Origin of the sequence: Bacteroides sp. DH3716P (assembly GCF_025914115.1) — a bacterium.
Classification (GTDB): domain Bacteria; phylum Bacteroidota; class Bacteroidia; order Bacteroidales; family Bacteroidaceae; genus Bacteroides; species Bacteroides ovatus.
Genome location: NZ_CP083673.1, coordinates 5,257,849 through 5,270,571, shown reverse-complemented (window position 1 = coordinate 5,270,571; position 12,723 = coordinate 5,257,849). Strand labels below are relative to the sequence as shown.

Here is a 12,723-nt window from a genome sequence, read left to right as displayed (position 1 = left end):
CATTAAAAGGTTATTCCTTTGGATTGTACGGTAACACCCGGTATATAGTAATCCACCGTTTCCGACTGCGCATCCAGTTCCCTGATGATATCCTGCAATACATCCAGGTAAGCCGCCGCGTCCTGCTCCAGACTGTTAGCAACCGATTGCCGGGCCTCTTTTTCCGCCCGCAATTTATCCCGTACGGTTGTGCTCTGCTGTACCTGTACGATTCCATTGGGTAGAACTTCCACCGGTAAACGTTCAACGGCCTTTTTTATGGTGAGAAGTGCAAGCGGGCGGCGTACATACTCCAGCAATTTCTCCGTTAAAACGGTATCGCCTTCAATCAGTTTATTATAACGGTTCCGGGTGATAACAGGTATTATCTGCCCGTCCTGGACTTCCCGGATCATAGGAATAAGCACCAGAAAAAGCCGGTGACTGCCGATATTGTAATATTCATCGAACGTTTCCTTATTCTGGATTAGAAGCCGGTTTATAGCCTTTTTCTTAATGCCGTTCATCCAGAAATCAAACTTTTCGCGGTCCATTAACTCCACCAACGCGTCTACGGCTTCATAAGCCAGGTTCCGGATATTCTCTTCATCCTTGAACTCCTGTAAGGCGGTCATACCCGTTTCATTCTCTCCAAGGTGTTTGCCACGTCCGGCCGTTCCGTGTTGTGCGTCTAAAGTGGGAATGACCTTTAACCAGGTAAACATTGCCACCGCCTGCTGCATCAGCCGCAAAGTTTCCGCCATGCCGTCCGGTTCCGTACCGTCCGCATGATCTTCACGGTAATACTTATCTACCGCGTCTATGGGTTCCGTTCCGATGATAGCCTGTAAATCCCGAATACCCAGCGGTAAGATAGGTTCCCACTTGGTAAAATCAAGATCATTATCGATCAATCCCAGAACACGGACTATTTCACCGGCACCGTCACCGCCTTTATTAAATAACTTCGTCATTTGCTCGGTCTCTTTTTAATGTATATGGTTTCCAATTATCAAAATCCTTTGTGAAATTGTTTATTTCATCGTAGAACTCCTTATAAAAGCGGGCCAGCCCGGTATCTATCGTTATACAGGTCTGCTCCGTGCGCGGATTGGTGTTCACATTGGCCGAGCTTTCTATTACAAAATCAAAAGCGTTACCAAAACCGGCCATTACTTTAGCATGATTACGGAAGATGCAGACACGTGATCCGAAACGTTCCGCCACCTTCTTTAGGTATAAATAAACATCCGCGTAGGAACCTTGAAAGATTTCACCTACATAAAAATCCGCGTGCCCTATGTCTTTTCTCTCCAGCCATTTCTCCACCTCCTTAACATCGGTAATTGCCATACACCAGGTAGAAATCAGAACATATTCCACCGGTTGTTGCTTCACGATCACACGAAGATAAGTAAGGCTGTCAACGTCCCCATGACTGATACAGTGATAAGACGCCCCTTTCTCAAAATGCCAGGGCAAACACTCTTCCAGGTGCAGCTCCGATTTTATCCGCCGGTCAAAATGAACGTTTTTCGTCCGGCGGGCCTTTATATGCTTATCCGGGGTGTTATCGGCCCGGTTCTCTTCCGGTTGCCGGTCGCTTACCGGTTCTTCCGGCACATCTTCCGGTTTCGGTGTAAAAAACAGACTACGCATTTTCTTTCATACGGTTAGAGGGTGAAACGTTCTGTTCCGCTTCCACTATGGTACGATAAAGCCCTACTTTCGTTGCGGTACCCGGAAAGTTGGCATTAATATACTGCTGTAACGGCTTACAAAGGATCATGTCCGGAATAGCCGTTTCAGAAGCGTTATACACTTTCAGGCTGTATAATTTCTCCGATCCGGAAGAAAGTTTGTTTTCTATAATCAGATTTGAAAGTACCGGATCAAGACCGAAGCCGGAAGTGGCGGCAGCGTCCGCCTTATTGGATATCTTAATCTGGGCGTCCACATAATCCTTTATCTTCTTATCCAGTGGTTCCACCGTCCAGCCCTCAAAGTTATTCGCTTCCGGATTCCAGAATTTGGTCGTGTGCATGTATTTTCCGGCGTTCTGCCTTCCGGTAATGTTGGAGGCGAATTTCTCCATAGCTTCGTCCTTGAAATCTTCCAGCATCTGGGCCGTGTATTTCTCGCCCGTACGCTCGCAAACCTGTTTTATACGTGCTTCCGCGCGGTCCCAGTAAGACTGCGGCGATTCGATATGCAGGGAAATGGCCGAAGCGTTTTCGTTATAGGCGATCAGGATAGCGGCCAGACCGCCGGCAAGCTCCAGCCAGTCAAGCGCACCCAAAAAACGCGGTGTACTCATAAAATCCTTGCAAAAGGAATAGATATTATAATATTTCACAGAAACCGGATATTTGAACGGGTGGGCCGGATCAAAGACCGGGTAACGGTAAGTATAGGCCGGATCAGGATAAGGAAAGTCGCCCACAAGTACTTCCTGCGGTTCATCCTCGCCGTCGGGAGGATATACCAGGCGGGCCTTCTGGTAGGGAATATGTTCCAGCCGTACCAAACGCCCGGGATTGCCTACACGCGGCGCACGGTTCCGGACAAACTTTATAAAAAAGCCCTGCATGTGTGTTAAGTCTACGAGTGAGCGGTGAAGAACCGTCGTGTAATCCCACGACTCCAGGTCGGCGGTTATTTCCGGATCGAGTTTCCAACGCCGGTAAAAACGGTTATTCTCTTCGTCGATCGCATCCTCATACAGCCGCGGGCCTTCTCCCCACTGTAAACCGGCTATTTTACCCATAATACCTTCACCGGCGTAGAATTTATCCAGTAAACGCATGACCTCGCCCGGCATGTCGTTATTGTCACCCATGGGAACGATAAAGGTACCGTTTACGCTGATCTTTCGCGAAAAGAAAGCCCCCCGCCGGTTTAACTGGATGCTGGAAGGTTCCCAACCTTTACCGCGGCCACCGATAGAAAAGGAGATCAAACCCTTGTCGGTGCCGGTATCTATAATTCCAAAGTTGCCACTTCGTCTTATTTCCATAATCTTAAATCGTTATTCTTTTCCCGTTGAACTCCATTACCAGACATTCCCAGCAATTCAGCGGCCGGCCCGTTGTGGTGTCCGTCAGGAATAGTTTATAGCTTGAATTTTCGATGCTTTCATCCGTCGCCTTTTTCCTCAAACGGGCGGCAGTAAGTATCACCATGTCGCCGCCGTCCCGCGTCTGACGGTTCCATTTCCGGAACTTGATAGAAAAGGTACCCCCGGAAATGGTAATCCGCTTCATCTGTTCTACCGCTACATAAAGGTTTATTTTTTCCATAGCCGGCGGATAAAGTTTTTAATACTGGCCCAGTTATCATGTACCAAGCAGAAGGATAGAAAGAAAAACATGAATTTTAGGAACGTCCATAGGCTACACCCGTTTGTAGTCTTTTCTTTTTCCTGGCTTTGTTGCTTAACGTCGGATTTACGGGTAACGGCTGTTTCCGTTTGACTGGTAGTTTCCTTATGATCCCGGAGGGAACTGCTTTGATTCTTTCCAGTTCTTTTTTCAGTTTTTCGGTTACTGAAATCAATTTCTTTAATTCTTCCGAGGCTGTCGTAGTCGATACGGATATGCGTACTATCTTCCCGGTAAACGTCAAGTACGTGCTCCTCATGGCTCGAATCTCTCCGCGCAAGTTCAATAACTCCGTCAGTAGTTGTTTGTTTTTCTTCTCCAGTTGCTTCTGTAACCGTTTTTCGTGTAACAGAGCGAGGAGAACGACAACCGTAAAAACAAGCTGCAAAACAAATAAGAATAAGTAGGTGTACGATTCCATGTCTCATAATTGATTTTAGTTATTAGTGTCGAAAGTGATAGATTTACGGTTCAGGCAATTTTTCACCCCGCAAAGAAACGGTTTCATGATATCCATTACGCGGGCGTTCTGCCTGATATCCTTTTCCATTTCGTTACATTTCTGCTGGAGTTCCCGGTACTGGCTCTCTACATCGTCGATCCGCTGTTTCAATTCCTTACGGTCATTCTTCATATCCTCAATCAGTTCCTGGTAAACCTCCTGTACTGACTTCATGGCGTCAGCTTCCGCCTGTTTACGGGTATACCGGAGAGTGAATAACCAAGTCAGGCCACCCGTGCAAAGAGCTGTAATAATCGCTGTAATTATCGTTTCCGTCATATTAGTAGAGTTGAAAATGTTACATTATAGTCCGGACGATACATACATGCGTCAAATAACCCGCCACGATCCCGGCCAGGTCTGCCAGAATATCCTTCCAGTCCCATTTATTACAGGGGGACATTTCATCCCCGTATTCCTTACCCAGTGAAGCACCCAGGGCAAAGGGAACACCATAATCACCCAACAGGGCACATATAGCGTAATTAATTCCGAAATGCTTCCATTTGTCCGTTCCTATTTTCATAATTTGAATCATTGGTTACTGCAAAGGTGGGAAGAACGGAAACGGACGAAAAGGACATAAAAAAGAGTGCCGGGAACCACCCCGGCACAAACAAACCCTAACCTGGGACTTAAACCCAACGGCTGCCTTTTCAGCCGGTATGCTAAATTGTTAATATTAAGGATTAGACAACTTTTCGATGTCTTTTTTCATCATACGTAATAATTGAATCCTTCTTAACACCTCATTTGTTGGTGTACTTTCATCTCCTTTCTCTATTAGGAAATCGATTAGGTCCTCAATAACTTCGATGTAACAAGCGGAAACCGGTTCCGTCTTAGTTTGCCACTGTGTCAAAATCTCGGCACTTTCATCTGTTATATGTGCGCCGTTTACTTCTATATCTTTCATAACAAATCTTTCATTAAACGTTTTTAATCGGTGTAGTCTCTAAGGTAGTGAAATCAATTATTCCGGCCTGCCGGTATATCCCGAGGGCGACTTTCCTAAACCGTTCGTAATTACGTCTGTCAATGGGCGATAACTGCCACCTCTTCATGTCTTTCATCAAATCCGGTATATTATTGGCACTATTATACAGACAGTTGTTTTTACCGTACTCGTGATGAAGTGATACAGACTGAAAATCACCGGAGAAAACAACCAACCGCAAACGTTCAAGTTCAAGGAAAGCAAACTCATTGTTAACCTTCTCCACCTTATAGGCTCTTAATTCAATGGAAGGCGTGCCGTATTCACGTCTAACGAAAAATAGGATATCAGGATTATTTGTATTCATTTGGCACCTCCTTTTAAGTCTTCTAATTTAATATGTGAAATACTTGTTATACTTTCCAGTACCCCGTCGCATACACTTTTAACCCTTAATCCGCGGGAACCGTCTTTCTTGGGTAAATTCAGGTGATAATACGGGCGATTCCTCCAGAATGTAATCCGGAAAATCCAGCCACGAACTTTAAAAGTAGCATTGCTTATTTTATAATCAATCTGTATCAGATCACCCGGTTTAAATTTACTTTCTTGTAGAAACATTTCCTGTATTTCTTCCTTTTCCTTCTTTATTTCCTCAATCCTTTTATCATTGTTTTGTAATTGAGTAAGTAACACTTGCTGATATTCAGTATATATCATTCGGCACCTCCTTTCTTTTCTATCTGGGGACGCTCTGAAAACCTATATATTCTTTTAACCCGGTAAATGAAAAAATAGGCTACAGGCTTGTCACAGCCGTTATTATGTGTTTTAGTGTCCTGATCTATATGAATAAACCCGCTACCGGAAGATATTTTCAGCGGCATTGTTTTAGGGTATTTCTCGTTCAGCTCCTTTACCTTTGCTTCCAGTTCAGTTTTAAAAGCATCAAAGGAAATTTTATCAGGGCAAAGCGTATTACCAAACTGGTTTGCAAACTCTGCCATTTCAGCACATTTTCGGTTCTGTGGCTTATATTCGTTAAGCTCTATAAAATAAGATATCATTTTCGGCCTCCTTTCCTCGCTTTCTTGGCACGACACACACATATAACTGCACCAATGACAGCCGGTGGATAGATAAAAGTAAGACAGAAACAAGCGATAGCAGATAAGTAATAAGCCCCAGAAGTTGAACAAACAGTACATTCATGTTTCGGTTCCTGAAAATAACGATGTTGGATTGTGTTTACGTCCGTGCTACCAGTACGGAACGAAGGTACATAGCTTGTACCGGATTGAAATTCATTTTTCATAACGGTGTTAATTTTGACTATTTTACATGGGAAAGGCGGTTACCATTTCCCCTAATTCGTCAAAATTAACACCGCAAACCGTCCGAAGATCGGGTTATAAGTTTAGGGAAAGGCAACCGCCTTGTATTAAACAAGCACTTATCGGGCATAAAAAAAGCCCGTTATTTATTCGAGCCAATAACCGAGACTCACCGGACCGCACCAGCGGTGTTAACTTTGACAGGGGCAAATGTCGGCATTAAATTCTGAACAAAAAAAAAAAAACGTTAATAAAAGTTTATTAGGAAAGAAAGTTTCTCGACTCTACGATTCGTTACTTCGTAACAAAAAACGCCCACCTGATTAAGGGTGAGCGTTACACACTATAATTAATATTCTATTTGTCTTTTAAATTAATTCCCTCTTTTATCTGTTCATCAGAAGTTACCTTTTTACAAAGAATATAGTGATAAACAGGGTCTTTGCTCATTCCTTGTGTAGGTGTAACCGGATAAGCCAGTATTAGTTCCCAACCCAATTTAGCCAAATAGTTAACGGCGTCTATCATTGAATTAAAATTCATCTTTTCACCGTTTTCATCTACTAAAAAACGAGCATTTGGTGTTGCCCATTTTGCCTTCTGGCCGAAATCTACTTCTATTTTTACTTTTGTACCGGTTATATTTCCAGTACCCACGATTTCACAATAAGCCTTATACGGTTCTTGTGCAATGGCTGCCATTGTTAGTATGGCCAATACAATAACTAAAAAAAATCTTTTCATATCAGTAACTTAAAATTAGTGTGTACTTTAGTTTGTACCACCCCGTAAGTCCTGACGGTATATATGCAGTGTAATTTTGACGATTGCAAAAGTACTTAAATATATACATTTATAAAAAATATTACCCCAAAATCAATCAAAAATGAAAGGCAACCGCCCCAAAATACACGGTAATTCACCCAAAAATGGGCAAAAAATGAAACAAAAACACATAAAAAACGCACTTTTTCGCGTAAAATTTTGGTCTAAATGCAGATAAACGACTGAAAAACAGTCAAAAGCCGAAAAAAAATTCAAAAACTAAAAAAATGACACCTTCCGAAGACCGAGCCGCTCAGAAGTCGGAAAGCAGTTGCCCTCCCCCTAAAAGGTGAAATATGACCTCTCCCGGAGGGGTACCCGTAACCTGGTAACACAAAAAACGCCGGAAAACCAATTTTCCAGCGTTACAAGGCAATTACCTTTTATGCCTGTTCTCTATCCATTGATCCACAAACGAGTCGGCCTGCAGCGTCCGCTTGCCTCGTACTAAAGCTATCCAGCCGGGGCGCATCAGTAAGTATTTGAAAGCGTCGGAGAAATTGGTGGATAACATCGGTAGTTTTTTTGGTGCCAGCTTTTCGGACTTCTTCACTTTGAACACTACTTTAGAATTACCCCGGTATTTGATTTCAGCCTTTGCCTTTTCTACAGAACTAACCATTTCTTTACAGTTCACCGCATCAACCAACAGGATAGGCAGGTTCTTGTTGGTACCGCCCATAATCTCCTGCATGAAGTCGTATTCCGCATCCTGCCGGATAACTGCCTGTTTGCGGCTCTTTAGGTTTACGATCCAGCCGGTACGGTTTCCGCTGCCGTCTTTTTCTATGGCGTCTTTGATCTTACCCGCGTAATCCTCCTTCTGTTTTTCAAAGTTATTACCTGCACGGTCATAGTACAAATCCAGTTCTTTGTATTCGTGGTTCTGGAAAAAAGAAAGGAACTGGTCGGCGATCTCCCGGAACCAGCCCGGCGGTATCTCAAAAAAGTTCTTATGTACCCGGTAATAAGCACCGTCCGGCTGACCGATCACCAAAGAAAGCATATTACCGAAGTCCATACCGCCTTCAATCGCTTTATCATGGTGCAGGTACCGGAGTTCCCGCGAGCTGTAAGCGGCTTCTCCAGACATGGTACCGTTATAATACTTATGTCCTTCACCAAACAACACATAGAAACGTAAATCCCTGCGAAGACCGGGACGCATACCCACCACCGACTTTTTAAATTCGTGAAGCTCCAGCGTACCATTATACAACCGCTTTAAATACTCTATCGTAAGTATCTCAACATTAGCGAATGAAGAAGCGTTAAGAAAGAACGTCTGCCCTTTTCTCAACTTCAACAAAGCCCGATCGTAATATTCAATATCCCGCTTCAAACGTTTCAGTTTCAAGGGGGAAGGCCTGTTCTTTCTTTGTTCCCGTAAAAGGGAAATTATCAAGTCATTACGTACACTTGCCGCCTGCACTATTTTAATGATCCGTTCCGGGTCCATTTGCTTGACATACCGGAAAAACCAGTCGTACTCGTTTTCGTCGATATCCGGCATATCGGTAGTAATGGTTATTCCCAGGAACAAATGGGAATGTCCGTAAGTGATCGCATCACCGCGAAGAATAGGCATAGCGCGGTTTACTTTCATTTCCTTATCGTACTTCGCTTCATCATAAAACAGATGTATTACAGACTTTCCGGCAAGCAATGAAGGGTTATCCAGTGATCCCATGAAAATAACACATCCGTTCCAGAAGCTATAAACATGCTTGTAATCATCTACGATAACCGAACATTTACGCCGCCAGGATTCAGGCGGGCGGGTATCTTTTACATAGTGTACCCCTTCGATCAGGCCCATAAGTTGCCAGCCCTTCTGTACGGCCGGCATTATATTATCTTCCAGGTTACTGTAGGTATTGGCAACAAAAGCGAACGCACCGCCGGGCATTTCTTCCACACACCGGGCGGAACGCCTGGCTTGTATAACGGTAGATTTAGCCATACCGCGGCCGTCAATAGATACAAGGATAGTAGTATCGATCCAGTCCGTCAGAACCTGGATTATATGACCGTATTTTATTTCTACATCATCGGCGTTACTCACCTTCGTTATCTTCCCCGAACTCTTTGATATCATACAACATACGTTTTTTCAGATCAAAAGCTTTAATACGCGCATCCTCTTTTATATTATCACGTACAATAACAGGAATTTCCGGTATCGCGTCGATAAACTCTTCCAATTCCTTACGGTCGATTTCAGGAACACCCAGATCCTTACGGCTGGTAGTATAAATAACCGTGCTTTTCTGTGAAAGCAGTTCCTCCGGTATTTCGGTCTGTTGGTCCTTATAACATCCGCGAAGTTCCGCCGCCAGTTTCAGAAGGTTCTTAGCCTCCTTTACATTACCCATAAGAAAGACGGTATTCGCCCAATTTTCGGCCTTTTCCGCATACAGGTTGGCGAAAGCCTGCGGACGTACGTTATCCTGTGTATAAAAGAAATTGAGACTGTCGGCGTACACCTGGCGGGCCATCCAGTCCGAAAGGCCGTAAGGCTCCGACTTTAAAAGGCGGATGATACCGGCCTTTGTCACCAACTTGCCATTTATACGCATACGGGCACGAAGGCCCCGTACCATTTCCATAAGGCTGTAATATTCCCTTTCATCGGGCGCGAGTGCTTCCAGCGTACCGGTAGAAAGAATCCTTTGAATCTGGTTGATATCCACCTTGTCAAAGTCTATTCGTGAGGGCTTAATTAAATTCGTCGTCATCCATTTGTTCGATTAAACGTTCAAAAGTATGTCTTTTCCGTACGGCCTCCAGCTGTTTTATAGCTTCCACGTTTCCACCTTCCGCCGCTTCATGGAGTTTTATTTCAGGGGCGGCACGTGCTACGAGAATCCCTTCCCGGATCAGAAAGTTAACAGAAGTTCCCACCGTTTCCGCATCCCGGACAAAAAGCCCGACATCTTCCGGAGAAAGCCCCAGGGAAACGGCTATGTCTTTCGAAGAATACCCTAAAGAAGACAAACGCCGTACATCCTCTTTTTGCTGCGCATCCAGGTAAATACTATCTACCACCGTTAAATCGTTCATACGCATCTTTTATTCGTTTCTGTGCCGTGAAATAATAAATTTCGTCCTGTTCCATTAAAACAAAGTTCCGGCCGCTTTCAATGGATGCCACGGCCGTAGTACCGGAACCGCCGAAAGTGTCCAGGATCAAATCGCCCGGCTTTGTACTGTCTTCAATCAGTTTACGGATCAACGCCACCGGTTTTTGCGTGGGATGAACCTTTTCACCTTCTACCAGTTTAGCACCGGACGCAAAAGAACGGATATTATCTATTATGTTTGTGGCACCAATAGAAACACCCTTTCCACAATGAAACAAAATAAGTTCATGTATAAAGGCGTAATGATTACCCGGCCCCGACTGTTTATTCCAAACGAGCATGTTTGACGCGCCTAAATACAAGTCAAACAACGGATAATAAAAAGCATATCCGCGCCAGTCCGTAAAAAAATACACGCAAGCACCGGGTTTCTTCACCCGGTTAAACTCCTGAAACAAATCCCGGTAAAAGGGTTTACAGATAGACAAATCTTTAAAACTGCCTTTCTGCCCGTTATGTGTCATTCCCAGGAAATAAGGCGGATCGGTTATTATACAATCTACAGAATTGTCCGGAACACGTTTCAACGCCTCCAGGCAATCCTCGTTATAAATTTGGTTTGTTATCATTGGAAAGTTGTTTAAGCCGGCTTTCTTCTTTTTCTATCCGGAGGGTTAATGTCTTGAGCTGGTGCCCCAGCTCCGAGCGGTCGCAAGGGTGAGAAAAACGGCCCCGGTCCTTCATGATCCGTTGCCGTTTTCCTGTCAAAGTGGCAATAAGTTCAACTACTTTTTTTTTCGCGCCTCGATTTCTTCCTCTATGGCTTTCTTTGTAGTCTCCCACTTTTGGATCATTGCAAGGGCACTCGCTTTCTTCTTCTCATCATCCCCGGCCTGTTCCAGTTTCGCCTTATTCTTTGAAAGGTTGGCACGAGCGTTATTCAATGCCTTTTGTATGTCGATATCCGAAAGATTCTCGACACCCTTACGGACGGACAAACTTTTTACCTTCTCACATTTACCCAAAATCTTTCCGTTTTCCCGGTAATATTCCAGTTCGTCCCACATTTCGCGGTTAGTAATGAAATTTTCCACAACCGCCTGCGCTTCCTGTGCTGTAGAAAGTGAACTGACATCATCCGGCGTAACCTCCAGACGGGCGAAAGCCTCCTTATACTTCCCGTATGCGGTGAACATGTCGGAAACAAGTATTTTCAGAATGTCGGGACAATCCGGAGAGTTCAGGAAGGTAAATTTCTCGCGGAAACGTATCATTTTGGTTACGGTTTCCGGAGCCGCCTTGTATCGTTTCTCCGCCTCTTCCAGTTCCTCTTCCAGCTCTTCCACACGGTCGGCATTTTCATCCATGGAAAGAACCTTATCCCGGAAATCGGACGAAACGAGTTCTTCCACGCTGACGCCGAAAGATTCGGCAAGTTCCAGCAGCAAATCATCGCTGTATTTTACCGGCATTTTTGGAGGTTCCTGTCGGGCGGGTTCCATTTTTACCGCGGCCGGCTGTTTAGAGTTGCGCCGGATCGTCTTAAATTCACGTTCGGAAAGCCCGGCCAGCTTCCGTAGTTCCTCTAAAAGAATGGCCTTCATCGTTTCCGTTTCTCCCTGCCGGCGAAATGACTTCTTTAGCATACGGTTGATACCGTATTTCTCGTACAGTTCCACGCCTTGAATAAAGTTACGCGGACCGGCCAGATAGGTAATAATTTCCTGTTTCATACTATATAAAATTTGATGATACAAAGAAAAAAAAGGCAATTACCCCCAAAAAGGACAAAGGGTGGCCGGGCATGTGCTGCCGGTCACCCTTTGAATGATATGAAAGCCGTTTACTTACGCCTCATAACGGCTTTGTTCAATCCATTTCATAGCCTCCGAACCGTCGTTAAACGCCCGCAATGTCAGTTGGGAACCTTCGGAAGCGGTAAACGTCTTACCGCCTTTCAGAAGGAAATTACCGCCTTTTTCCACTGTTGGCGCAACGCCCGAACATCCCATAAGGGTAATTACCGATCCATGACTTCCACCGGTAACACCGGCTATTTTGGCCGCACCTGCGGAAAGCTGGTACTGCCCGTCTGTCTGGTAATCTATATCTGTGGCACCGGCTTCCACTACGGCCACCGGTTCTTCCAGGGTGTCGGTACCCCGGTAAATGGCGATATCATCCCCCTTGCTGATCTGGGTGAAAGTAAGTTCGTTCGTATTCGATTCATTGGAACCGGTATAAGAAACGGATAACTTAGACGGGTTACAGGGCGTTCCGATCAGATCGGCAGGCTTTCCGCTACAATAACGGAGAACAACGATACATTTTTTAGACAGCCAGTTTGTCTTAAACTCGCGAATCTCCTGTTCGTTACCGGGATGATTGAACTTAACGGAAGGCGTATAACCTTCGGCGTCGGTTTCCCCGTCACTGTTGGAACTGATTTCAGCGGTACCGGGTGTCAGGTAAATACCGATCGCATAACGCCCCGCCTTCATCACGATATCCTCCTCGATAACCACGCCGGCCTCGTTTCTTGGCGGAAAATAAAGAATATCGTCAACGTCGTAAATTACGAGCTGATCCTTGGGCTGAATACCATTACCGGGATTGCCGGCCGGCCTTCTTACGCTTGCTTTTACGTATGTCATAACTTAATGATTTATAAGGTTATAAAATG

General features: G+C 44.8%; 19 protein-coding genes. All 19 read right to left on the bottom strand.

What is annotated here, in order from left to right; all coding sequences use genetic code 11:
• Positions 1 to 2 precede the first annotated feature (2 nt).
• Positions 3 to 953, bottom strand: a complete 951-nt coding sequence (locus tag KQP79_RS19990) for a DUF6712 family protein (protein WP_004325869.1) — start codon at positions 951 to 953, stop codon at positions 3 to 5.
• Complete coding sequence (locus KQP79_RS19985; protein WP_004318193.1) at positions 937 to 1,638, bottom strand: hypothetical protein; 702 nt, start codon at positions 1,636 to 1,638, stop codon at positions 937 to 939. The genes KQP79_RS19990 and KQP79_RS19985 overlap by 17 nt, the downstream gene beginning before the upstream one ends.
• Positions 1,631 to 2,995, bottom strand: a complete 1,365-nt coding sequence (locus tag KQP79_RS19980) for a hypothetical protein (protein WP_004318192.1) — start codon at positions 2,993 to 2,995, stop codon at positions 1,631 to 1,633. Before KQP79_RS19980 ends, KQP79_RS19985 begins: the two co-directional genes overlap by 8 nt.
• Before the next feature lie 4 nt (positions 2,996 to 2,999).
• A complete protein-coding gene (locus KQP79_RS19975; RefSeq protein ID WP_004318191.1) occupies positions 3,000 to 3,278 on the bottom strand; it encodes a hypothetical protein in 279 nt (92 codons plus the stop codon).
• A 76-nt stretch (positions 3,279 to 3,354) separates the two neighbouring features.
• Positions 3,355 to 3,780: a hypothetical protein gene (locus KQP79_RS19970; protein WP_032837731.1), complete on the bottom strand. Its 426-nt coding sequence runs from the start codon at positions 3,778 to 3,780 to the stop codon at positions 3,355 to 3,357.
• 15 nt (positions 3,781 to 3,795) lie between these two features.
• Positions 3,796 to 4,140 carry a hypothetical protein gene (locus KQP79_RS19965; protein WP_004318189.1) on the bottom strand — a complete coding sequence of 115 codons (345 nt, stop codon included), beginning with the start codon at positions 4,138 to 4,140 and terminating at the stop codon, positions 3,796 to 3,798.
• 19 nt (positions 4,141 to 4,159) lie between these two features.
• On the bottom strand, positions 4,160 to 4,387 hold the full coding sequence (locus tag KQP79_RS19960; RefSeq protein ID WP_004318188.1) for a hypothetical protein: 228 nt from the start codon (positions 4,385 to 4,387) through the stop codon (positions 4,160 to 4,162).
• A 156-nt stretch (positions 4,388 to 4,543) separates the two neighbouring features.
• Entirely contained in the window at positions 4,544 to 4,777 is a 234-nt protein-coding gene (locus tag KQP79_RS19955) for a hypothetical protein (protein ID WP_004318187.1), read from the bottom strand.
• A 13-nt stretch (positions 4,778 to 4,790) separates the two neighbouring features.
• Entirely contained in the window at positions 4,791 to 5,165 is a 375-nt protein-coding gene (locus KQP79_RS19950; RefSeq protein WP_004325868.1) for a hypothetical protein, read from the bottom strand.
• Entirely contained in the window at positions 5,162 to 5,518 is a 357-nt protein-coding gene (locus KQP79_RS19945) for a hypothetical protein (RefSeq protein WP_004318185.1), read from the bottom strand. Before KQP79_RS19945 ends, KQP79_RS19950 begins: the two co-directional genes overlap by 4 nt.
• Positions 5,515 to 5,865: a hypothetical protein gene (locus KQP79_RS19940; RefSeq protein WP_004318184.1), complete on the bottom strand. Its 351-nt coding sequence runs from the start codon at positions 5,863 to 5,865 to the stop codon at positions 5,515 to 5,517. Before KQP79_RS19940 ends, KQP79_RS19945 begins: the two co-directional genes overlap by 4 nt.
• Positions 5,862 to 6,113 (bottom strand): hypothetical protein, encoded by a 252-nt coding sequence (locus KQP79_RS19935; RefSeq protein WP_004318183.1) that lies wholly within the window; start codon positions 6,111 to 6,113, stop codon positions 5,862 to 5,864. The genes KQP79_RS19940 and KQP79_RS19935 overlap by 4 nt, the downstream gene beginning before the upstream one ends.
• A 376-nt stretch (positions 6,114 to 6,489) precedes the next feature.
• Positions 6,490 to 6,876: a hypothetical protein gene (locus KQP79_RS19930; RefSeq protein WP_004303389.1), complete on the bottom strand. Its 387-nt coding sequence runs from the start codon at positions 6,874 to 6,876 to the stop codon at positions 6,490 to 6,492.
• A 457-nt stretch (positions 6,877 to 7,333) separates the two neighbouring features.
• On the bottom strand, positions 7,334 to 9,055 hold the full coding sequence (locus tag KQP79_RS19925) for a hypothetical protein (protein WP_004325867.1): 1,722 nt from the start codon (positions 9,053 to 9,055) through the stop codon (positions 7,334 to 7,336).
• Positions 9,015 to 9,695 (bottom strand): hypothetical protein, encoded by a 681-nt coding sequence (locus KQP79_RS19920; RefSeq protein ID WP_004325866.1) that lies wholly within the window; start codon positions 9,693 to 9,695, stop codon positions 9,015 to 9,017. Before KQP79_RS19920 ends, KQP79_RS19925 begins: the two co-directional genes overlap by 41 nt.
• Complete coding sequence (locus tag KQP79_RS19915) at positions 9,676 to 10,020, bottom strand: hypothetical protein (protein WP_004325865.1); 345 nt, start codon at positions 10,018 to 10,020, stop codon at positions 9,676 to 9,678. The genes KQP79_RS19920 and KQP79_RS19915 overlap by 20 nt, the downstream gene beginning before the upstream one ends.
• Entirely contained in the window at positions 9,995 to 10,669 is a 675-nt protein-coding gene (locus KQP79_RS19910) for a DNA-methyltransferase (protein WP_004325864.1), read from the bottom strand. The genes KQP79_RS19915 and KQP79_RS19910 overlap by 26 nt, the downstream gene beginning before the upstream one ends.
• A 156-nt stretch (positions 10,670 to 10,825) precedes the next feature.
• Entirely contained in the window at positions 10,826 to 11,773 is a 948-nt protein-coding gene (locus KQP79_RS19905) for a hypothetical protein (protein WP_004325863.1), read from the bottom strand.
• A 114-nt stretch (positions 11,774 to 11,887) separates the two neighbouring features.
• Positions 11,888 to 12,694 carry a hypothetical protein gene (locus tag KQP79_RS19900; protein ID WP_004325862.1) on the bottom strand — a complete coding sequence of 269 codons (807 nt, stop codon included), beginning with the start codon at positions 12,692 to 12,694 and terminating at the stop codon, positions 11,888 to 11,890.
• Positions 12,695 to 12,723: the final 29 nt, after the last annotated feature.